21 protein-coding genes and 1 other RNA gene are annotated in these 20492 nt (G+C 65.4%); 18 read left to right on the top strand and 4 right to left on the bottom strand.

Features of this window, described 5'->3' with window-relative positions:
- Position 1: 1 nt before the first annotated feature.
- The 7 genes from gatA (at position 2) to ACP150_RS02810 (ending at position 4780) form a co-directional block, all read left to right on the top strand.
- On the top strand, positions 2–1489 hold the full coding sequence (gene gatA / locus ACP150_RS02840) for an Asp-tRNA(Asn)/Glu-tRNA(Gln) amidotransferase subunit GatA (RefSeq protein ID WP_424965025.1): 1488 nt from the start codon (positions 2–4) through the stop codon (positions 1487–1489).
- A gap of 31 nt (positions 1490–1520) precedes the next feature.
- Positions 1521–2171 carry a hypothetical protein gene (locus ACP150_RS02835; protein WP_424965024.1) on the top strand — a complete coding sequence of 217 codons (651 nt, stop codon included), beginning with the start codon at positions 1521–1523 and terminating at the stop codon, positions 2169–2171.
- Positions 2172–2176: 5 nt separating this feature from the next.
- Complete coding sequence (locus tag ACP150_RS02830; protein WP_424965420.1) at positions 2177–2875, top strand: N-acetylmuramoyl-L-alanine amidase; 699 nt, start codon at positions 2177–2179, stop codon at positions 2873–2875.
- Between the two features lie 12 nt (positions 2876–2887).
- An RNA gene (gene rnpB, locus ACP150_RS02825) (RNase P RNA component class A) lies at positions 2888–3272 on the top strand.
- An 80-nt stretch (positions 3273–3352) separates the two neighbouring features.
- Positions 3353–3844 (top strand): hypothetical protein, encoded by a 492-nt coding sequence (locus ACP150_RS02820; RefSeq protein ID WP_424965023.1) that lies wholly within the window; start codon positions 3353–3355, stop codon positions 3842–3844.
- Between the two features lie 181 nt (positions 3845–4025).
- On the top strand, positions 4026–4193 hold the full coding sequence (gene rpmG / locus ACP150_RS02815) for a 50S ribosomal protein L33 (RefSeq protein WP_012179442.1): 168 nt from the start codon (positions 4026–4028) through the stop codon (positions 4191–4193).
- 86 nt (positions 4194–4279) lie between these two features.
- Positions 4280–4780, top strand: a complete 501-nt coding sequence (locus tag ACP150_RS02810; protein WP_424965022.1) for a GNAT family N-acetyltransferase — start codon at positions 4280–4282, stop codon at positions 4778–4780.
- A 58-nt stretch (positions 4781–4838) separates the two neighbouring features.
- Here the strand turns inward: ACP150_RS02810 and ACP150_RS02805 are convergent, their stop codons facing one another.
- Entirely contained in the window at positions 4839–5561 is a 723-nt protein-coding gene (locus ACP150_RS02805; RefSeq protein ID WP_424965021.1) for a Bax inhibitor-1/YccA family protein, read from the bottom strand.
- A 168-nt stretch (positions 5562–5729) separates the two neighbouring features.
- Positions 5730–5885, bottom strand: coding sequence for a DUF1127 domain-containing protein (locus ACP150_RS02800; RefSeq protein WP_424965020.1), 156 nt, complete (start codon positions 5883–5885; stop codon positions 5730–5732).
- Between the two features lie 188 nt (positions 5886–6073).
- Between ACP150_RS02800 and ACP150_RS02795 the strand changes: the two genes are divergently transcribed.
- Positions 6074–6928: a LysR family transcriptional regulator gene (locus ACP150_RS02795; protein WP_424965019.1), complete on the top strand. Its 855-nt coding sequence runs from the start codon at positions 6074–6076 to the stop codon at positions 6926–6928.
- Between the two features lie 3 nt (positions 6929–6931).
- On the opposite strand, the gene ACP150_RS02790 is transcribed toward ACP150_RS02795, so the two are convergent.
- Positions 6932–7891 (bottom strand): NADPH:quinone oxidoreductase family protein, encoded by a 960-nt coding sequence (locus ACP150_RS02790; RefSeq protein WP_424965018.1) that lies wholly within the window; start codon positions 7889–7891, stop codon positions 6932–6934.
- A 385-nt stretch (positions 7892–8276) separates the two neighbouring features.
- Here ACP150_RS02790 and ACP150_RS02785 point away from each other — a divergent pair, with 385 nt between their 5' ends.
- From ACP150_RS02785 to ACP150_RS02770, 4 genes are read left to right on the top strand one after another with little or no spacing between them, the layout of a single operon-like run.
- Complete coding sequence (locus tag ACP150_RS02785) at positions 8277–8648, top strand: helix-turn-helix domain-containing protein (RefSeq protein WP_424965017.1); 372 nt, start codon at positions 8277–8279, stop codon at positions 8646–8648.
- Positions 8649–8705: 57 nt separating this feature from the next.
- Entirely contained in the window at positions 8706–9527 is an 822-nt protein-coding gene (hisN, locus tag ACP150_RS02780; RefSeq protein WP_424965016.1) for a histidinol-phosphatase, read from the top strand.
- A complete protein-coding gene (locus ACP150_RS02775; protein WP_424965015.1) occupies positions 9524–10864 on the top strand; it encodes an 8-oxoguanine deaminase in 1341 nt (446 codons plus the stop codon). Before hisN ends, ACP150_RS02775 begins: the two co-directional genes overlap by 4 nt.
- Positions 10865–10878: 14 nt before the next feature.
- Positions 10879–11322 (top strand): CAP domain-containing protein, encoded by a 444-nt coding sequence (locus ACP150_RS02770; RefSeq protein WP_424965014.1) that lies wholly within the window; start codon positions 10879–10881, stop codon positions 11320–11322.
- 9 nt (positions 11323–11331) lie between these two features.
- Here ACP150_RS02770 and guaD read toward each other — a convergent pair whose 3' ends face one another.
- A complete protein-coding gene (gene guaD, locus ACP150_RS02765; RefSeq protein WP_424965013.1) occupies positions 11332–12618 on the bottom strand; it encodes a guanine deaminase in 1287 nt (428 codons plus the stop codon).
- A 136-nt stretch (positions 12619–12754) separates the two neighbouring features.
- On the opposite strand from guaD, the gene mgtE reads away from it, so the two are divergent.
- From mgtE to ACP150_RS02735, 6 genes are all read left to right on the top strand, one after another.
- Positions 12755–14137 (top strand): magnesium transporter, encoded by a 1383-nt coding sequence (gene mgtE / locus ACP150_RS02760; protein ID WP_424965012.1) that lies wholly within the window; start codon positions 12755–12757, stop codon positions 14135–14137.
- Entirely contained in the window at positions 14134–14727 is a 594-nt protein-coding gene (locus ACP150_RS02755; protein WP_424965011.1) for a 5-formyltetrahydrofolate cyclo-ligase, read from the top strand. Before mgtE ends, ACP150_RS02755 begins: the two co-directional genes overlap by 4 nt.
- Positions 14728–14786: 59 nt before the next feature.
- The gene (locus ACP150_RS02750; protein ID WP_424965010.1) at positions 14787–15626 is read left to right on the top strand and encodes a TIGR00282 family metallophosphoesterase; all 840 of its coding nucleotides are present in this window, start codon (positions 14787–14789) and stop codon (positions 15624–15626) included.
- On the top strand, positions 15626–16594 hold the full coding sequence (locus ACP150_RS02745; protein ID WP_424965009.1) for a DMT family transporter: 969 nt from the start codon (positions 15626–15628) through the stop codon (positions 16592–16594). The genes ACP150_RS02750 and ACP150_RS02745 overlap by 1 nt, the downstream gene beginning before the upstream one ends.
- A gap of 19 nt (positions 16595–16613) precedes the next feature.
- Positions 16614–18413 (top strand): SLC13 family permease, encoded by a 1800-nt coding sequence (locus ACP150_RS02740; RefSeq protein WP_424965008.1) that lies wholly within the window; start codon positions 16614–16616, stop codon positions 18411–18413.
- A gap of 223 nt (positions 18414–18636) precedes the next feature.
- Positions 18637–20367 carry a calcium-binding protein gene (locus ACP150_RS02735; protein WP_424965007.1) on the top strand — a complete coding sequence of 577 codons (1731 nt, stop codon included), beginning with the start codon at positions 18637–18639 and terminating at the stop codon, positions 20365–20367.
- Positions 20368–20492: the final 125 nt, after the last annotated feature.

Raw genomic sequence — 20492 nt, 5'->3', positions numbered from 1 at the left:
CATGTCTGACCTGTCCTCCCTGACCATTGCGGCCGCGCGCGACAAGCTGCGCCGCAAGGAGATCACCGCCACCGAGCTCACTGAGGCTTGCCTCTCCGCTGTGGAAAGCGCTGACGCGCTTGGCGCCTTTGTGCACAAAACCCCCGAGCTGGCCCTGACGCAAGCTGGCCACGCAGACGCGCGGCTTGCCGAAGGCGATGCCCCCGACATGTGCGGCATCCCGCTGGGGATCAAGGATCTGTTCTGCACGAAGGGCGTGCCGTCCCAGGCAGCCTCGGCGATCCTCGAAGGGTTCAAGCCGGAATACGAATCGACCGTCAGCCAGAACCTGTTCGATGCGGGCGCGGTGATGCTCGGCAAGCTGAACATGGACGAGTTTGCCATGGGGTCCTCGAACGAGACCTCGACCTATGGCAACGCGGTGAACCCCTGGCGGCGCGGCAATGAGGACACGGCGCTCACGCCGGGCGGGTCCTCGGGCGGCTCGGCCAGTGCCGTGGCGGCGGATCTCTGCCTCGCGGCGACCGGCACCGATACAGGCGGCTCGATCCGCCAGCCCGCGGCCTTTGTGGGCATCACCGGGCTGAAGCCCACCTATGGGCGCTGCTCGCGCTGGGGCATCGTGGCCTTTGCCTCCTCGCTCGATCAGGCGGGCCCGATGACCAAGGATGTCCGCGACGCGGCGATCATGCTGGGCACCATGGCCGGGCATGATCCCAAGGACAGCACCAGCGCGGATCTCGCCGTGCCGGATTTCGAAGCGATGCTGACGGGCGATATCCGCGGCAAGGTCATCGGGATCCCCAAGGAATACCGCATGGACGGCATGCCCGAAGAGATCGAGACGCTCTGGTCCGAAGGTGCCGCGATGCTCAAGGCCGCCGGGGCGGAGCTGCGGGATATCTCGTTGCCGCACACGAAATACGCCCTGCCGGCCTATTACGTGATCGCGCCCGCCGAGGCGTCCTCGAACCTCGCGCGCTATGACGGTGTGCGCTTTGGCCACCGGGCGCAGCTCGGGCAGGGCGACGGCATCACCGAGATGTACGAAAAGACCCGCGCCGAGGGCTTTGGCCCCGAGGTGCAGCGCCGGGTGATGGTCGGAACCTATGTGCTCTCCGCCGGGTTCTACGACGCCTACTACAACCGGGCCCGCAAGGTGCGCGCCCTGATCAAGCGCGACTTCGAAACCGTCTTCGCCGATGGGGTCGATGCGATCCTGACACCGGCCACGCCTTCGGCGGCGTTCGGTCTGGGCGAGATGATCGACGCGGATCCGGTGCAGATGTATCTCAACGACGTCTTCACGGTCACCGTGAACCTTGCCGGACTGCCCGGCATCGCCGTGCCCACCGGGCTCGACCGGCAGGGCCTGCCCCTGGGGTTGCAGCTGATCGGGCGTCCCTGGGAAGAGGGCGATTTGCTCAACACCGCCTATGCGCTTGAAGAGGCTGCGGGCTTTGTGGCCAAGCCGCAGCGCTGGTGGTAGGCTCCCCCTCGGGGCAGTGAAGAGGTTTGGTATGCGTCTCGTTTCGACAGTCGGAGCATTAGGTCTCGCAAGTATCCTTTCGGCCTGCACATCCGTGCCGCCCAATGACGTCGCCGGGGCCGGTCCGGGGTTCGGCACCAGCTATGGTGCCTACGGGGCCGAGCAGCAGGCGCGCGATGCAGCGCTCTCCAGCGGCGAGTCGATCATTCTGCCCGAAGGCGCGGACCCGACCGATCTGGCCGTGGCCGAGGCGGTGGCCGCCGGTGAGGATCCGGATCCGAACCTTCTGCGCCGTGGTCCGGGCATTTCGGATGAGAACAGCTTTGACGCGGTCTCCGAGCGGGTGACCATTGAAAGCGACCGGCAGCGGCTCGCCGCACAGCGCGAGGCCTTTCAGGTGATCGAGCCCACCGCCCTGCCGGATCGACCCTCCGGGGATCTGGCCTCGATCGTCGAGTTTGCCCTGTCGACCTCGCACCCGGTGGGCCAGCCGGTCTATTCGCGCAGCCCGATCCGGCTGAGCTCGCGGGCCTGCGACCGCTACAGCGACGCCAATGCCGCCCAGCAGGCCTTTCTCAATGCCGGCGGGCCCGAGCGTGACCGCAGCGGCCTCGATCCCGATGGTGACGGCTATGCCTGCCGCTGGGATCCGAGCCCGTTCCGCCTCGCGGTGCGCAACTGATCCCGATCCATGAGCAGCGCTCGCCCAATTGCGGGCCGCGCAAGAACGGTCTGACGCCGCGCCTGATCGTCCTGCACTACACGGCCATGCAGAGCGCGACCGGGGCCATTGATTGGCTCTGCAACCCGCAGGCTGAGGTTTCCGCCCATTACGTGATCGCGCGCGATGGTGCCGTCACCCAGCTTGTCCCCGAAGACCTGCGTGCCTGGCATGCGGGGCGGGGCCAATGGGGTGGCTGTTGGGATGTGAACAGTGCCTCGATCGGGATCGAGCTCGACAATGACGGGGTCAGCCCCTTTGCCGCGCCGTTGATGACCGCGCTGGAGACGCTCTTGCCGGGTATCATGGCCCGCTGGGCTCTCGGTCCGGCGCAGGTGATCGGGCATTCCGACCTCGCCCCCGGGCGCAAGATCGATCCCGGGCCGCGGTTTGACTGGCGGCGGCTCGCCCGTGGCGGGTATGCGATCTGGCCCTCGGCCGAAGATCTGGCCGCTACGGGCGCGGTGCCCGTGGATGCCGCGCGCTTTGCCTCTGACCTGGCCACGTTTGGGATGACCCATCCGGTAGACCCCGAAACCCGGCTTGCGGCCCTGCGCGCCCGGTTCCGGCCCGGAGCGACCGGGCCGCTTGCGGAACAGGATATGTGCCTCGCCGCCACGCTCGCGCGCAGATGGCCCGTTGACCCGACCCTTGGGCAAGGATAACAGCGCAGTCGCGCGGAGGGCTGGATGGCCGCTTGGACAGACCTGTCTGTCCGGGAGGAAAGTCCGGACTCCACTAAGCAACGGTGCCGGGTAACGCCCGGGCGGGGCAACCCGACGGAAAGCGCCACAGAGATCAGACCGCCCGTCTCCGGACGGGTCAGGGTGAAACGGTGGAGTAAGAGCCCACCGCGGGACTGGCAACAGGACCGGCACGGCAAGCCCCACCGGGAGCAATGCCAAATAGGGATCCCGCTGCGCCTTCGGGGGCAGGGTGGCTTCAGCCCAGGGATCCGGGTTGGCAGCTAGAGTGCTCTGGCAACAGGGCGCCCAGAGGAATGGTCATCCAGAGACGGCGTGCCGTCTTGGACAAAATCCGGCTTACAGGCTCTCCGCGCATTTCTGTAATTATTTTGTGACTGTAAAACTGTCTAGATTGTGTTACACATTGGGAGATCGGTAACCGCCATAGTGATTTTTATGGAAGACCTTCCAAATACGTTCAGCGCTGGAACAAGCGCTTTCTCCTTTGATCAAACCGCCAATTCAGAGGCGGCTTTATTCAGCACGGACATCCTCGAACATCTGCTGGGCACGTTTGCGGGCAAGCTGGATCAGTCCCTTTTCGTAGTGACCGCCACGGGGCAGATCCTCGTGGCCGCCGGACGCCGGTTCGGCACCGCCCAGGCCTGTGTCGGTGGCAGTTTCGCGGCCCTCTGGCCGCGCGAGAGCCGTAGCCTCGCCCAAGGCGCGCTCGATGCCGCGCTGACCGAGGCACGCGAGCTCAGCTTCGTGGTGGCCTGCGTTCCCGGAGAGGTCGGGCCCCAGACCTGGGAGGCGACGATCACGCCCCTGCAACCCGCAAGCCCCCGGGATGTCCCTCTGGCCCTGTCCCGCAGGCTGGTCCTCTTGTCGCTGCAGGATGTGACATCGGCGACGCGCGTGGCCGGGATGAAACAGCGCGCCCGGTGATCCCGATCGGTGCTTGGCCCGTGCTGCGGGCCTCGGTGCCGGGCCGGGCCGCGACGTGCTTGCCGCGCATTCCGTGTCGAATCGCGGTTGACAGGGGCGCAGGTCCCAGTAAAAGCCGGGGTTCAAAGTTGATCGAGGGTCTGATGCGACTCTCGCCCGCAATCTGCCAGGAGACCGCAACATGGCGAAGCCGACGACCATCAAGATCCGCCTCAACTCGACCGCGGATACCGGCCATTTCTACGTGACCAAGAAAAACGCCCGGACCATGACCGAGAAAATGGTCGTCCGGAAGTATGACCCGGTTGCGCGCAAGCATGTCGAGTACAAGGAAGGCAAGATCAAGTAATCTGCCCCTTCCGACGTTACGATCCAAGCCGCGCCTTCGAGCGCGGCTTTTTCTTTGTCCAATCCCCATGGCGCAGGAGGTTCCGGATGGCCCTGATCAGACGTGTCGCAACCGCGCGGGATGTTGCAGCGGTGGATGCCCTGCTCGCGCGCAGCTACCCGGTGCTTTTGAAGCCCGATTACCCGCCCTCGGTGCTGGTCACGATCCTGCCGCTGATTTCGCGGGCCCAGCCGTCTCTGGTGACCTGCGGGACCTATCACGTGGTGGAGGAGGGTGGGACGATCCTCGCCGCCGGAGGGTGGACCCGTGGCGCGCCTAGGGGCGGGGCGGTGACGCCGGGGCTCGGGCATATCCGCCACGTGGTGACAGACCATACCCGCACGCGCGAAGGGCTGGGGCGGCGTCTGATGGGGGATATCATGTCCGAGGCACGCGCAGCGGGGATGGGCCGCCTCGAGGCTCTGTCGACCCTGACGGCGGAGCCGTTCTATGCCGCGATGGGCTTCGAGGCGCGGGAGGCCGTGGATGTACCGATCGGCCCGGCGGGACTGCCCTTTCGGGCCGTGCGGATGGAGGCATCGCTCTGAGCGCAAAGAAAAAGGCCGGCGCGAGGCCGGCCTTCCCTGTCTGTCGCGTGTCCTGCGATTACTCGCGGTTGCCGAGGAACTGCAGCAGGAACATGAACATGTTGATGAAGTTGATATAGAGGCTGAGTGCACCCATGATCGCCGACTTTGCCAACCACTCCTGATCCCCATACTGCGCATGCTCGATATACTCGGTCTTGATGCGCTGAGTGTCATAGGCGGTCAGAGCCGCGAAGATCAGAACCCCGAGGCTGGACACGGCGAAGGCAATCGCCGGGGAGCCGAGGAAGATATTCACGATCGAGGCAACGATCAGGCCGATCACCCCCATGAAGAGAAAGCGGCCCCAGCTGCTCAGATCCTTCTTGGTCGTGTAACCGAAGAGGCTCAGCGACGCGAAGGCGATGGCGGTCACGAGGAACGTGGTCGCGATGGAAACGCCGGTATAGATCGCAAAGATGTAGCTGATCGAGAGGCCCATCGCGGCGGCAAAGGCGTAGAAGAACACCTGTGCGGCGCCCGAGGACATCTTGTTGATCATCGCGCTGAAGGCAAAGACCATGATCAGCGGGGCGAACATCACGACCCATTTCAGCGGCGTCGCAAAGATCGCGGCCAGCATCTGCTCATTCGTGCCAACAGCCCAAGCCACAGCGCCGGTAAGCACCATGGCGACGGACATCAGGCCATAGACCTTGTTGAAATGGGCGCGGAGCCCTTCGTCGATCTGCGCAGAGCGGGCGCCAACGCCAGCAGTGCGGATCGTATCGTATTGTGCCATTGAACCCTCCTTGAAAAAAGACGAGCCGATGGCGCGGCCCGGATTGCCACTGATATTGGCGAACATGGCGCGGTTTTCAAGGGCAAGTGGCCGGGAAACCGGCCCGGACAGACCGAGTTTCCCCGTCATTTTAATGGCAGATCGCGAAACCTGTTTTTTTGACGCATATTATCTGCGCCAGGTCGTCGGCACGTCCCAGAACGGACGCTCGGATTCGCGCTCGGCTGCGATGCGGGTCAGGCCGATATCGCGCAGCATCCGCGCGTCGAGATCCCGCAACTGCTTGCGCGAACGACCCAGTGTCAGCAGGTCAACAAGGCGCATGCCTGCGAAGCGGGATCTGCGGGGCTCAGCAAGGGGTATGGACATGGGGAGGGAGGCACGCATGGATCAATCCTTTCTGATCTGAGATGATTGGGTGAGGTTTCATCACTCTTGCTGATGTATATGCTGCCTCTTGACACATTTTGAAAACGAATGATTGTGATGCCCGGAATCATGAATGGTGATGTATGCCCCGAAATCTCGATCTGACGGCGCTTCGGTCCTTTGTCTCGGTTGCCGAGGCGGGGGGCGTGACCAAGGCGGCCGGGCTTCTCAACCTGACGCAATCGGCGGTCTCGATGCAGCTCAAGCGGTTGGAGGAAAGCCTCGGGCTTGCGCTGCTGGACCGCTCCGGGCGGGGGATTGCGCTGACGCCTACGGGGGATCAGCTTCTGTCCTATGCCAAGCGGATGCTGGCGCTGAATGACGAGATTTACGCGCGGATGACCGATCAGGCCTTCGAGGGTAAGATCGCCCTCGGTGTGCCCCATGACATCGTCTACCCGGCGATTCCGCAGGTGCTCGCCCGGTTCACGCAGGATTATCCGCGGGTGAAGGTCGATCTGATCTCAAGCTTCACCATGCGGCTGAAGGAGTTTCTGGCCAATGGCGAATGCGACCTGATCCTGACCACCGAGGATCATCCCGAGCGCGGTGGCGAGACGCTTGTCACCTTGCCGCTGGTCTGGATCGGCGCGATTGGCGGTCAGGCTTGGCGTCGCCGCCCCCTGCCGCTGGCGTTTGAGCAAAGCTGCCTGTTCAAGGACACCGTCCAGCAAACGCTGGATGCCGAAGGGATCGACTGGTCCATGACGGTGCAGGCCGAGTCCGCCCGCACCATCGAGCCCATCGTGGCCGCCGATATGGCCGTGCATGCGGTGATCGAGGGGACGGAGCCCGCCCATCTGGAGCGGATCTCCCATGGGGGCGAGCTGCCCAAGCTCACCACCAAGCAGATCGTGCTCTATGGTCACCGCACGGGCGGGGATCCGGTGCGGGACGCGCTTGCGGGTCTTCTGCGGCAGGCCTACGCGCAGCTCTAAGCCTCAGATTTCGATCACGACCTTGCCGGTGGAGGTGCGGGAGCGTAGCAACTCCAGCCCGTCGGCCGCCTGATCCAGGGGCAGGACATGGCTCACATGGGGCGTGATCTTCCCCTCGCGGTACCAATCGAACAGGGTCGCGAGGCTGTCGGTCAGGGCCTTGGGGTTGAAGGTCAGAAACCCGCCCCAGTAGAAGCCCTGCACCGAGATGTTCTTGACCAGCAGGTGGTTCGGCTTGATTTGCGGCAGATCCCCCGAAGCGAAGCCGATGATCAGCATCCGTGCCTCGGGATTGCAGGCGCGCATGGCCGCGGTGAAGGCATCGCCGCCCACCGGGTCATAGACCACATCCGCCCCGCCGAGCGCCTTGACCGCGTCGCGGAGGTCGCCCGCATCGCTATCGATCAGGTGATCGGCCCCGGCCTCCTTGGCCTTTTGCAGCTTCTCGGCGCCACGCGCGCTGGCAATGACCGTGGCCCCCATGAGCTTGCCGATCTCGACCGCCGTCAGGCCGACGCCCCCGGCCGCGCCGAGCACCAGAAGGGTCTCGCCGGGTTTCAGTCGGGCCGTGTGTTCCAGTGCCAGATGGGAGGTGCCATAGGCGATCTGGAACCCGGCAGCATCGACGGCCGGCATCCCCTCGGGCAGGGGCACGCAGCGATCGGCAGGGAAACAGCCATACTCCGCCAGCCCGCCGCGCCCGCCAAAAAGCGCGACCCGCGTCCCAACGGGCGGGGCCGAAGTCTCCGGGCCTATGGCGTCGATGGTCCCCGCGACTTCCATCCCGAGCGTCGTCGGCAGCGCGGGCTTTTCTTGGTACTTGCCCTTCGACATGAGCAGATCCGCGAAGTTGAGACCGCAGGCCTCGATCTTCAGGCGCACTTCACCTGTCGTCGGCTCCGGCAGGGGCGTCTCCTCGATCTGAGGGGGCTGATCGTAGGATTGGATACGGAACGCGCGCATGAAACTCTCCGGCTGGGGCCGTGGGGCCCGGATCTGACTGGTTCGCGATTCTAGCGGGCGCGCGCGGGGACGACCAGCAGAGTCCCGCGGGCTGTGTCGGGCCGGGGCTGGCGCGGATCTTGGCGGAATGCAGTGCAAAATAGGAATCTACCGAAGGATGTATTGCAAAATGCGTTGCAAAATGCAAAACACCTATAAGGAGACTCGCTGCCACCGGCAATAACCCGCTTGGGGAAATATGCGTTAGCACTTCATGTTTAGGAACTTGCTAGGTTTTCCAAAGGCGAGTCGGTTTTTTGTGATGTGTCCGCAGATTCTTTGTCCGCATATGATCCACTTGGCACGAAACTAGCTTGATAAACCCACAGGAGAAAAGGAGCGTTCTATGAAACATCCCGTTGATGTCCATGTGGGCAAACGCGTGCGTCACCGCCGCTGGATGGTGGGTATGACCCAGCAGCAATTGGCCGACAAGGTTGGAATCAAGTTTCAACAAATCCAGAAATACGAGACCGGCATGAACCGCGTCAGCGCGTCCCGTCTTTGGGAAATCGCGTCGGCCCTCGGGGTTCCGGTCAGCTTCTTTTTCGAAGGTCTCGGTGCCGCGCAGGTTGCGGATGCCCATGACATGGACATGCCCGGCGATCTGCTCTCTGACAAGGAAGCGCTGGAGCTTGTGCGCTCTTACTACGCGATCCCCGAGACCCAGCGCCGCCGTCTGTTTGACCTTGCACGCGTTCTGAGCGACGCGGCCTGATCTTGACCTGAGCCATCGGGGTCTGTAGCGCGGTTTCGTAACTGCGGGAGAGACCCGATGAACAGGTCAGTTGAGGACGGGGATTTCCCCGCGCAAGAACTTTGGGCTGTGGCGGATGCGCTGGCCGATGCGGCACGCGCGCCGACCCTGTCGCGGTTTCGTCAACAGGGGCTCGGGATCGAAAACAAGGCTGGGGTGGCCGCGTTCGATCCCGTCACCGAGGCGGATCGCGAGAGCGAGCAGGCCATGCGCGCCGTTCTGGCGGAGCGTCGCCCGCAGGATGGTATTCTCGGCGAAGAATTTGGCCCCGTGTCAGGAACCTCCGGCCTGACATGGGTGCTCGATCCCATTGACGGCACACGCGCCTACATGTCCGGCACGCCCACCTGGGGCGTGCTGATCTCGGTAAATGACGCGCAGGGTCCCCGTCTGGGCCTGATCGACCAGCCCTATATTGCCGAACGCTTTTCCGGTGGCCCGGGCCGTGCGCGGGTCGACGGCCCCCATGGCACAGCACCTCTGCGGACCCGTGCCTGCGCGACCCTCGCCGAGGCCACGATTTTCACGACCTTTCCCGAACTGGGCAGCGCGGAAGAACAGCGCGGCTTTCAGGAGGTTGCGCGCCAGTGCCGTCTGACCCGCTACGGCATGGATTGCTACGCTTACGGCCTGCTCGCGGCGGGGCAGGTCGATCTGGTGGTCGAGGCAGGGCTGCAATCCTATGACATCTGCGCCCCCATTGCGGTGATCGAGGCCGCGGGCGGCATCGTCACCGACTGGCAGGGCGGACCGGCCCATGGCGGCGGACGCGCGCTGGCCGCAGGCAGCCCCGAGATCCACGCCGCTGCCCTGGAAATCCTGCGGCAGGTGCCCGCATGAGCGCGCTGATCCTCCGCAAGGCCCGGGTGCTGGTCACCATGGACGACACGCGCCGCGAGATCGCCGATTCCGATCTGCGGGTTGAGGGCGGGGTGATCACGGCCATCGGCCCGGACCTGGCCCTTGAGGGGGCCGAGACACTGGATGTTTCGGGCTGCGTGGTCACGCCCGGGCTCGTGAACACCCACCACCATCTCTACCAGACCCTGACCCGCACGGTGCCTGCCGCGCAGGACGCGCTGCTCTTTGGCTGGTTGCAGACGCTCTATCCGATCTGGGCGCGCATGACGCCCGAGGATATGCGTGTCTCGGCCGAGGTCGGGCTCGCGGAACTGGCGCTGTCGGGCTGCAGCCTGAGCTCGGATCATCTCTATCTCTACCCAAATGGCGTGCGGCTGGAGGATACAATCGAGGCGGCGGCGGCGATCGGGCTGCGCTTTCATCCGACGCGCGGCGCCATGAGCATCGGAGAGAGCGATGGCGGCCTGCCGCCGGACAGTCTGGTGGAGGATGAGGCGGCGATCCTCGACGATGCGATCCGGGTGATCGACGCGTTCCACGACCCGACCCCCGGCGCCATGGTGCGGGTGGGGGTCGCGCCCTGTTCCCCGTTCTCGGTCAGCCGCGGACTGATGCGGGATGCGGCCCTTCTGGCACGGGACAAGGGCGTGATGCTGCACACCCATCTGGCGGAGAATGACGAGGATATCGCCTATTCCGAGGCGCAGTTCGGCTGCCGGCCCGGGCAATATGCCGAAGAGCTGGGCTGGACCGGCGAGGATGTCTGGCACGCCCATTGCGTCAAGCTCGACGAGAGCGAGATCGACCTGTTTGCCCGCAGTCGCACGGGCGTTGCCCATTGTCCTTGCTCCAACTGCCGGCTCGGATCGGGCATCGCCCCCGTGCGGGCCATGCGGGATGCCGGTGTCCATGTGGCGCTGGGCGTCGATGGCTCGGCCTCCAATGATGGCAACGGGATGATCGCCGAGGCGCGCATGGCCTTGCTGCTGCAGCGGGTTCAGAACGGCGCAGACGCCATGAGCGTGCGCGAGATGCTCGAGATCGCGACGCGGGGCGGGGCCCAGGTTCTCGGGCGCGATGATCTGGGCCAATTGGCGGTGGGGATGCGCGCGGATATCGCGGTCTGGGATGTCTCGGGGCTCAAGGCGGCCGGGGCTTGGGATCCGGTGGCGGCGCTTCTGCTGTCCGGGCCGAGCCAGGTGCGGGACCTCTTTGTTGAGGGGCGCCCGGTGGTACGCGAGAGCCGTCTGGTCCGCAGGGATGCCGCCGCGCTGATCGCGGAACAGGCGCGCTGCCTCGCGCGGTTGATGGCGTGAAGCGGGCGCTGTGCGTGGCCGCATTGCTCCTTGCGGGCTGCGCGACCACTGGCCACAACACCGCGCCGCAGGGCGATGTGGCGGCCCGCCCCGCGCCGGACCTGCTTGCGGCGGTGAATGCCGAGCGCGGTGCAGGGGGCCTTGCGGCTCTGCGCGCTGATCCAGCGCTGGACCGCGCGGCCGTGGCCCATGCCGAGGATATGGCCGCCAAGGGCTATTTCGATCATGTGGCCCCGGATGGATCGACCCCGCTGCGCCGGATGCGCGCCGCCGGGTTTGACGCCTGCTACGCGGCAGAGAACATCGCCAAGGGCCAGCGGGACGCGGACAAAGTGCTGCGCGACTGGCTTGGCTCCGAGGGGCATCGCCGCAATGTGCTCAGCCCTGATCCTAAAGCCGCGGGAACCGCACGTGGGACGGGCGATTTCTGGGTGATGACCTATGCGCGGGCCTGCTGACCCCGTGCGCTAGATCCGGCGATCCCCGGCAATCCAGACCCCTGAAATGGCCCGGTCATCGCCCATCATGATGGTCGGGAACACGGCTTCCCAGAGATCATCCGCCTCGGCGGCCCTTTGGGAGATCGCGGGGGTTGAGGCCAGATCGAGGGCGATCAGATCCGCCTCCATCCCCGGGGCGAGCCGCCCGATCCTGTCCCCCAGATGGAGCGCCTCTGCCGAGCCCGCCGTGGCAAGCCACAAAAGCTGCGCCGGATGCAGCGCGGTCCCGCGCAGCTGCGCGATCTCATAGGCGGCGGCCATAGTGCGCAGCATGGAAAAGCTCGACCCGCCGCCCGTATCCGTGGCCAGACCCACGGGCAGGCGCGGCGCAAGGCCCGCCATGTCGAACAGGCCCGAGCCGATGAAGGTGTTCGAGGTCGGGCAATGCACCACCGCCGCACCGGTCTCGGCCAGACGGTCGGTCTCGCGGGGGGTCAGGTGGATCGCATGGCCGAAAAGCCCCGTGGGCCCCAGCAGCCCGGCGGTCTCGTAGGTATCCAGATAATCGCGCGCCTCGGGAAAGAGCTCGGCGACCCAGGCGATCTCGTCGGTCTGCTCGGAGATATGCGTCTGCATCAGGCAATCGGGATGCTCGGCATAAAGCGCCCCGAGCGCCGAGAGCTGCGCGCGGGTCGAGGTGGGCGAGAACCGGGGTGTGATCACATAGGACAGCCGGTCGACCCCGTGCCAGGTCTCCAGCAGGCGCTTGCTGTCGTCATAGGCGCTCTGGGCGGTATCGGTCAGCCCTTCGGGCGCGTTGCGATCCATGCAGGTCTTGCCGGTCAGTGCCCGCAGCCCACGCGCCTGCGCCTCGGTGAAAAATGCGGTGACACTCTCGGGATGGACCGTGGAATAGGCGCAGATCGTAGTGGTGCCATGGGCGAGGGTCAGGTCGAAATAGCGCGCCGCGATCCGCGCCGCATAAGCCGGGTCGGCAAAGCGCAGCTCCTCGGGGAAGGTGTAGCTGTTGAGCCAGTCTATCAGTCGCTTGCCCCAGCTCGCGATCATCGCGGTCTGCGGATAGTGGGCATGGGCATCCACGAACCCGGGCAGCAGCAGTGCATCGCCCATATCGGTCACGGGCAGGGCGGGATGGGCCGCGCGCAAGGCTGCGGCGGGGCCGATCTCGGCGATCTTGCCGCCCTCGATCCGCAGCGCGCCGGCGCTGTCGATCCGCACGCAGTCCTGCCAGGGGGCGCGCAAGGGATTGTCCAAAAATTCGAGCGTTTGCCCGGTCACGAGATGATGCTGCATGTGCAGCACCGTAGGCATGGCCACCGGCGGGGTAAATGTCGAATTTCCGCTCAGACCCGCTCGCCTTCGCGGCGCGCGCTGTCTATGGTCCGGGCAGCGCGGGACCGCTTCTGCCCGCGCAGGTCTGGAGGCAGGCATGGCGGACGGCCCGCAACTCATCGAAGAGATGCAAGAGGAGGACTACGCCCTCGACCGGGACGTGGTCACGACCCTCTATGACGCGCTCGATGCCGATGATCCGGCGCTGGTCGCCGAGATCCTCGAGCCCATGCACCCCGCCGATATCGCCGACCTGTTCGAGCAGATCGGATCGCAACGCCTGCGTGCTCTGCTGGAGATCTGGACCTCGGATGAGGTGGGCGCGGTTCTGTCGGAGCTGGACGAGGGTCTGCGCGAAGAGGTGATCGACGCCCTGCCCAAGACCGTTCTGGCCGATGCGGTGCGCGATCTCGAGAGCGACGATGTGGTCGACCTGCTCGAGGATCTCGACGCCGAACAGCAAAGCGCGATCCTTGACGTGCTGGAGGCGCCGGACCGGGTCGCGGTCGAACAATCGCTGCAATACCCCGAGTATTCCGCGGGCCGCCTGATGCAGCGCGAGCTGGTCATGACGCCCGAGCATTGGACCGTCGGGCAGGCCATCGATCATATCCGCGCCGAAGAGGATCTGCCCGAGCAGTTCTATCACATCATTCTGGTGGACCCGCGCATGCGCCCCACGGCCTATGTGACCCTGGGCCGGATGCTGGGCGCGCGGCGCGAGGTGCCGCTTCTGGATCTGACGGAGGATACGTTCCGCACGATCCCGGTGACCCAGCCCGAAAGCGACGTGGCCTACGCGTTCAACCAGTATCACCTGATCTCGGCGCCGGTGGTCGATGCGGATGACCGGCTGGTGGGGGTGATCACCATCGATGACGCCATGGTCGTGCTCGATGAAGAGCACAACGAAGATATCCTGCGTCTGGCCGGTGTGGGGGACGAGTCGGTGTCGGACACCACCTGGGACATCACCAAGCAGCGTTTCCCCTGGCTCGGCGTGAACCTTCTGACGGCGATCATCGCCTCGCTGGTGATCTCGCTCTTCGAGGATGTGATTTCGCAGGTCGTCGCCCTCGCGGTTCTGATGCCCATCGTGGCCTCCATGGGCGGCAATGCCGGTACGCAATCCCTGACCGTGGCGGTGCGCGCGATTGCCACCAAGGACCTGACGGGCTCGAACGCCTGGCGGGTGCTCAGGCGCGAGGTCATGGCCAGCACGCTGAACGGGGTGGTTTTTGCGGCGGTGATGGGGGCGGTCAGTCTGGTCTGGTTTGGCACGCCGGTTCTGGCGTTGGTGATCGCGGTGGCGATGATCGTGAACCTTGCCGTGGCCGGGTTTGCGGGGCTGCTCATCCCTCTGGCGCTGGACAAGCTGGGGATCGATCCCGCGCTGGCCTCCGGTACCTTCGTGACGACCGTCACGGATGTGGTGGGCTTCTTCGTCTTCCTTGGCTTTGCGTCGATGATCCTGTTGTGACCACGCCCGCCGACCCGATGGCCGAGGCCAAAGCGGCCGCGCGCAAGGCGGCCTTTGCCCGGCGCAAGGCGGCTTTCGAGGCGGATCGCGCGAGGGGGTTTCCGGCGGTCGCCGCGGCCACCGAGGCGTTGCTGGCGGTACTGGGCGATGCGCCCGAAGGCGCGGTCTCGGGCTATATGCCGATCCGCAGCGAGATGTCGCCGCTGCCAACCATGACCGCTCTGGCCGCGACCCGGACGCTTTGTGTGCCGGTGATCCGGGGCAAGGGGCAACCGCTCGTCTTTCATCGCTGGACGCCGGAGATGCCCATGGTGGCCGGGCCGTTCGGGGCGCAGGTGCCCAGCGTGCCCGACCCCGTGCAGCCAGCCGTGGTGATCGTGCCCCTCGTGGCCTTTGATCGCGCGGGCGGGCGTCTGGGCTATGGCGGCGGGTTCTATGACCGGACGCTGGCGCTTTTGCGGGCGGCGGGGCCGGTGCGGGCCATCGGTCTGGCCTACGCGGCGCAGGAATCGCCCGAGCCCTTGCCCCGCGAGGCAACGGACCAACCGCTGGACGGGCTGGTGACCGAGACCGGGCTCCTGCGCCTCTAGGGCCGGGGCGCGCATAAGCGCGCTTGCACCGGGGCCGCCAGAGGCCTAACGGTGGCCCCATGAGACTACTCTTTCTCGGAGACGTGATGGGGCGGGCCGGTCGGTCCGCCATCGCCGAAGACCTGCCGCGCCTGCGCGCGGCTTGGAAGATCGATTTTGCCGTGGTCAATGGCGAGAACGCCTCGAACGGCGCGGGGCTGACCCCGGATCATGCCAAGAAACTGCTGGCTGCGGGGGCCGATTGCGTGACCCTCGGGGATCATGCCTTTGACCAGCGCGACATGCTGCAATTCATCGAAAGTGAGCCGCGCATCCTGCGCCCGATGAATTTCGCCAAGGACGCGCCGGGACGGGGGCATCGGATCTATACGGCGAGCCAGGGCCGCAAGGTGCTGGTCACCCAGGTGTTGGGCCAGGTGTTCATGAAGCGGCCCTTCTCGGACCCGTTCTCCGATCTCGACCGGGTGCTGCGCGCCCACCCGCTGGGCGGGCTGGTTCAGGCCAGCCTGGTGGATATCCATTGCGAAGCCACCTCCGAGAAGATGGGCGTGGGCCATTTCTGCGACGGGCGCGCCTCGATGGTGGTGGGCACGCATACCCATGTGCCCACGGCGGACGCGCAGATCCTTCCGGGTGGCACAGCCTTTCAGGCGGATGCGGGGATGTGCGGCGATTACGACTCGGTGATCGGTATGGAAAAGGCCGAGCCCATGCGCCGTTTCGTGACCGGCATGTCCAAGGGCCGCTATGTGCCCGCGCTGGGGCCGGCGACCCTGTCGGGGCTCTATGTGGAAACCGATGATCGCACGGGCAAGGCCACGCGTGTCGAGATGGTCCGCCATGGCGGGCGACTGGCCCCGGCGGGCCCCGCGCCCGTCACCGACGCGACGCCGGTCTGATGGCGGCGGCGGCTCCGCGCACTCGGCTTTGGCTCACGGGCCTGCTGGTGGTGCTCGGGGCGGGCTGGGGCATCACGCAGCCGCTGGCCAAGATCGCGGTCTCCACGGGCTATGGCCATTTCGGTCTGATCTTCTGGCAGTTTGTCGTCGGCGTGGTCGTGCTGGGCGCGGTCACACTGGTGCGGGGCAAGCGCCTGCCCTGCGGGCCCAAGCAGCTTCGGCTTTATGTCATCATCGCGGTGATCGGGACCTTGCTGCCGAATTCGGCGTCTTTCGCGGCGATTGTCCATCTGCCCTCGGGAATCACCTCGATCCTGCTCTCGCTGGTGCCGATGCTGGCCTTTCCCATAGCGTTGGCGCTGGGGCTCGACCGGTTCTCGCTCAAGCGGATCGCGGGGCTCAGTTTCGGGCTGGGCGGTGTGGCACTCATCGTGCTGCCGGGTTCGGCCCTGCCCGATGCGGCAATGCTGGTCTGGGTGCCTGTCGCGCTCTTTGCGCCGCTGTTTTATGCGCTGGAGGGGAATGTCGTCGCCAAATGGGGGACCTACGGCGTGGATGCGGTGCAGGTCCTGCTGGGCGCGTCCCTTGTCGGGGTGGTGCTGGCGCTGCCCTTCACGCTGCTCTCGGGGCAGTGGATCGATCCGCGCCCGCCCTGGGGGGCGGCCGATGCCGCGCTGGTGGCGAGCGCCACGATCCATGGCATCGTCTATAGCTGCTATGTCTGGCTGGTGGGCCGGGCGGGGCCGGTCTTTGCCGCGCAGGTCAGCTATCTGGTGACGGGGTTTGGCCTTTTCTGGGCGATGCTTATCCTGGGCGAGCGCTATTCCGGTCCGGTCTGGGCCGCGACCGCCCTGATGATGGTCGGGCTCTTTCTCGTGACGCCACGCGCCAATTCGTCCCTTGCCAGCAAGCCGGACGCTCCGCACAGTAAGGCCGCCGCTCCGCCGCCTCCTGCGGCAGGGCAATAACCACGCAAACACACGCCCCATGATCGATCTCGGCCTTGCGCCAACCCAGGACGCCCTGATTGCCCTTTCCGTGGTGATCGCGATGTTCGCGCTGTTCCTGCGCGAGACCTACCCGACCGAGGTCGTGGCCATAGGCGGGGCGACGGTGCTTCTGGTGCTGGGGATCCTGCCCTATGACGCCGCCCTGAACGTGCTGTCGAACCCGGCGCCCTGGACCATTGCGGCGATGTTCATCGTGATGGGGGCGCTGGTGCGCACGGGCGCGCTCGACTGGTTCACATCGCTGGCGCAACAGCGCGCCGAGGAGCGGCCCAAGATGTCCATCGCGGTGCTGATCAGCTTCGTGGTGCTGTCCTCGGCAGTCGTGTCGAACACGCCGGTGGTCGTGGTGATGATCCCGGTCTTCGTGCAGCTCAGCCAGACTCTCGGCATCAAGGCGTCCAAGATCCTGATCCCGCTGAGCTACGCTGCGATCATGGGCGGGACTCTGACCCTGATCGGGACCTCGACCAACCTGCTGGTGGACGGGGTGGCGCGGGCCAACGGGCTGGAGGCGTTTTCCATGTTCGAGGTCACGCCCCTTGGCCTCGTCGTGGTGGTCTGGGGGATGATCTACCTGATGGTGCTGGGGCCCAGGCTTCTGCCGGATCGCGACAGCATGGCGATGCTTCTGTCGAACAAGTCCAAGATGAAGTTCTTCACCGAGGTCGCCATCCCCGAGGACAGCCCGCTGATCGGCCAGCAGGCCCGGGGCGTGGATCTCTTCAAGCGCGACGGCGTGCGGCTGATTGATGTGCTGCGCGGCGATGCGTCCCTTCGCCGGGACCTGAGCGATGTGGCGCTGGAGCCCGGGGACCGTGTGGTGCTGCGCACCGAGATGGCCGAATTGCTGAGCCTGAAATCCTCGCGCTCGGTCGAGACGGCAGAGGCGATGGGGCCGGGGGTCGACAAGCTGAGCTCAGTCCAGACAACCACGGTCGAGGTGCTGATCACGCCCGGCTGCGGGCTTGTGGGGCGGTCGCTCGGGCAGTTGCGGCTGCGGCGGCGCTACGGGGTCTATCCGCTCGCGGTGCATCGCCGGAACCAGAATATCGGGCGGCAACTCGACGATCTGGTGGTGCGGGTGGGCGACACGCTGCTGCTCGAAGGGGCGCCGGAGGATATCCAGCGCCTCGCCGCGGATGTCGGTCTTGTCGATATCGCCCAGCCCTCGGCCCGCGCTTATCGGCGCAGCCACGCCCCCATCGCGCTGGCCGCGCTGGTCGGGGTGGTGACCCTGTCTGCGCTGGGCGTGGCGCCGATCCTGATGACCGCCATCGTCGCGGTGGCGGTGGTGTTTCTGACCCGCTGCATCGACGCGGAAGAGGCGTTCTCCTTCATCGATGGCCGCCTTCTGGCGCTGATCTTTGCCATGCTCGCCGTGGGCGCGGCGCTTGATGCCTCGGGCGCTGTGGCGCTCATTGTGAATGCGGTGGCGCCCGGGCTGATGCAATTGCCGCCCTTCGTGATCATCTGGGCGATCTACCTGCTGACTTCGGTCCTGACGGAGCTTGTGTCGAACAATGCCGTGGCCGTGGTGGTCACGCCGATTGCCATCGGCCTGGCCGAGGCGCTGGGCGTGGATGCGCGCCCTCTGGTCGTGGCGGTGATGGTGGCGGCCTCGGCGAGCTTCGCGACCCCCATCGGGTACCAGACCAACATGATGGTTTTCGGCCCGGGCGGCTACCGCTTCACGGATTTCATGAAAGTCGGGATCCCCCTGAACCTGAGCACCGGCATCCTCGCCAGCGCAGTCATCCCCTTCATCTGGCCTCTTTGACCAAGCAGACGGCGCGCGGGGCGGGCCCATTCCCAATCCCGGGAAAAGCGCCCCAGACCGCGATCAATACCTGTTTTAGTGCAGTTTTGTGCAAGAAAACACGGGGCCCAGCTTTGCTTTTGTTGCTTTGAAGCAGGGTGTCGGCGTAACGTCGCGTATGCGATTGAGTTGTTTTTCAGCATTGCTGCCAATCCCCATCACTGCTTAGCACAGGTACTTTATCATGATTACGGCGACCGGTTACCTCACCAAAGTCAACAGGGTGCGCGACGACATCCTCACCGCCTCCAATGCCTCCGGGACACTGGGCTCGGGCCTTGAAAAACTGGATTTCATCCTCGAGATCCCCGGCAAGCTCGAAGACAAGCTGCGCGTGCCGGCCAATGCGTTGGATCTGCCCGATGTGCTGGTGGTGCCCCTGAGCTTTGCGCCCGTGATCGGACCCGCAGTCAAGACGATCGACAATATCTCCGAGGCGACGTCCGAGCAGATCGAGATACAAGCCGATGCCATGGGCGCGCTGGACGATTCCTGGGCCCCGCTGCGTCAGGTGGTGGATGTGCTGTCCAACGTGAACGAAGCGGCGGGCGTGGCCCTGACCGGGTTCAACGTGGAACATACCTTCCGGCTCGATGAGGCGGCGCTGCTGTCGGTGAGCCTTGGCACCCAGACGATCTATGGTGATTCCGAGCTGGCGGCGCGGATCAAGGAATATGAGGACGCGGCAGATATCTGGTTCGACACCCAGGAGGAGCTTCTGGCCCCGGTGCAGGCCGCTGCCGCAGCCCTGGAAAAAGCGGCGGATGATCTGGCCGCCCTTCTTCCGGATCTTGGCATTGTGGATGATGTGCTGGATGCGGTGAACGCGGTCTTCGCCCCGATCGCCGACGCGCTCTCGGAGATCGAGGACGCTCTCTGCGTGATTTTCGAGGTGACGCCCGAGATCGTTGTACCGCCAGTGGTCATCACGCCAGAGATCGTCATTCCGCCGGTCTTTGTTCTCGGTGTCCTGGTCCCAGGAACCGGGATCACCATCCCTGCGGTCATCACACCTGGCTTCACGATCCCTGCGGTGGTCGTGGATATCTGCGGGATCATTGAGGATATCGGCAACCAGGTACAGATCGTACAGGACTTCGTCGAAGGTGTGATCACCGATGTGCTCGGCCTCATCGGAATTGACCTTGGCGGGCTCGCGGATGATCTGCAGGACCTGTTGCTTACCCCGCTCCAGCCGGTTCTGGATGCGCTGGACGACTTGCTGGCCTTTGCCGATCCGCTGATCGACACGCTGAACGAGCTGGTCGACAGCTTGGCCGAAGACCTGAACACCATCGTCGAGGATCTGCGCGATGTGGTCGATCTGGGCAGCCTGTTCGATGACCGCACCGAGGGGGATGCGGGCGGCGAGGCGGTGGCGGATGTCATGGACGGCACCGATATCGACAACGCCTTCTTCGGGCTTGGCGCGGATGACACGCTTCTGGGGCGCAAGGGCAATGATTTCCTGTTCGGTGGCTTGGCCAATGACATCCTGTCCGGCGGCTCGGATGACGACGAAGCCTATGGCGGCGCTGGCCGGGACCAGATCGCGGGCGATGACGGGAATGACCTTGTCGACGGAGGCTTCGGTTTCGACCGTCTCGCCGGTGGCAAGGGCCTTGATACGATCATTGGCGGCCGCGGGTTCGATATACTTAACGGGGGTGCAGATGCGGACGAGTTCGTGATCCTGGCGGGATCCGGGTTCGAATACATCACGGATTTCGAAGACAATCTCGACTCGCTTGTGATCGAAGCGGATCTCGTTGCTGGGGCAAGCGCGGGCGATGCGATCCCCGAGGATTTCCTGTCAGAGCGCAACGGCAATACCACGGTCAAGGTGGATGGGGCCCGGGTCATCGTGTCCGGCATCGATGCCACGAACCTGATCGACGACATCATCCTGATCTGACCCGACCGGGCTCGGCGCACCGGTCGCCGGGGCGCAGGGCTGCGGGGCAGGCAAGGATCAAACGCAATTTCACGCGGCGCCGGAGCACCGGCAACCGCCCAATAAAAACGGTCTTGGGGATTGAA

This window comes from Dinoroseobacter sp. S375, assembly GCF_049800775.1.
Taxonomy (GTDB): Bacteria; Pseudomonadota; Alphaproteobacteria; order Rhodobacterales; family Rhodobacteraceae; genus Dinoroseobacter.
This window is presented reverse-complemented; position numbering and strand designations above follow the sequence as displayed.

Bases quoted from the DNA above. Each gene is read 5' to 3' on its own strand.
- gatA (WP_424965025.1), top strand. From the start codon at position 2: ATGTCTGACCTGTCCTCCCTGACCATTGCGGCCGCGCGCGACAAGCTG.
- ACP150_RS02835 (WP_424965024.1), top strand. From the start codon at position 1,521: ATGCGTCTCGTTTCGACAGTCGGAGCATTAGGTCTCGCAAGTATCCTT.
- ACP150_RS02820 (WP_424965023.1), top strand. From the start codon at position 3,353: ATGGAAGACCTTCCAAATACGTTCAGCGCTGGAACAAGCGCTTTCTCC.
- rpmG (WP_012179442.1), top strand. From the start codon at position 4,026: ATGGCGAAGCCGACGACCATCAAGATCCGCCTCAACTCGACCGCGGAT.
- ACP150_RS02810 (WP_424965022.1), top strand. From the start codon at position 4,280: ATGGCCCTGATCAGACGTGTCGCAACCGCGCGGGATGTTGCAGCGGTG.
- ACP150_RS02805 (WP_424965021.1), bottom strand. From the start codon at position 5,561: ATGGCACAATACGATACGATCCGCACTGCTGGCGTTGGCGCCCGCTCT.
- ACP150_RS02800 (WP_424965020.1), bottom strand. From the start codon at position 5,885: ATGCGCCTTGTTGACCTGCTGACACTGGGTCGTTCGCGCAAGCAGTTG.
- ACP150_RS02795 (WP_424965019.1), top strand. From the start codon at position 6,074: ATGCCCCGAAATCTCGATCTGACGGCGCTTCGGTCCTTTGTCTCGGTT.
- ACP150_RS02790 (WP_424965018.1), bottom strand. From the start codon at position 7,891: ATGCGCGCGTTCCGTATCCAATCCTACGATCAGCCCCCTCAGATCGAG.
- ACP150_RS02785 (WP_424965017.1), top strand. From the start codon at position 8,277: ATGAAACATCCCGTTGATGTCCATGTGGGCAAACGCGTGCGTCACCGC.
- hisN (WP_424965016.1), top strand. From the start codon at position 8,706: ATGAACAGGTCAGTTGAGGACGGGGATTTCCCCGCGCAAGAACTTTGG.
- ACP150_RS02775 (WP_424965015.1), top strand. From the start codon at position 9,524: ATGAGCGCGCTGATCCTCCGCAAGGCCCGGGTGCTGGTCACCATGGAC.
- guaD (WP_424965013.1), bottom strand. From the start codon at position 12,618: ATGCAGCATCATCTCGTGACCGGGCAAACGCTCGAATTTTTGGACAAT.
- mgtE (WP_424965012.1), top strand. From the start codon at position 12,755: ATGGCGGACGGCCCGCAACTCATCGAAGAGATGCAAGAGGAGGACTAC.
- ACP150_RS02750 (WP_424965010.1), top strand. From the start codon at position 14,787: ATGAGACTACTCTTTCTCGGAGACGTGATGGGGCGGGCCGGTCGGTCC.
- ACP150_RS02745 (WP_424965009.1), top strand. From the start codon at position 15,626: ATGGCGGCGGCGGCTCCGCGCACTCGGCTTTGGCTCACGGGCCTGCTG.
- ACP150_RS02740 (WP_424965008.1), top strand. From the start codon at position 16,614: ATGATCGATCTCGGCCTTGCGCCAACCCAGGACGCCCTGATTGCCCTT.
- ACP150_RS02735 (WP_424965007.1), top strand. From the start codon at position 18,637: ATGATTACGGCGACCGGTTACCTCACCAAAGTCAACAGGGTGCGCGAC.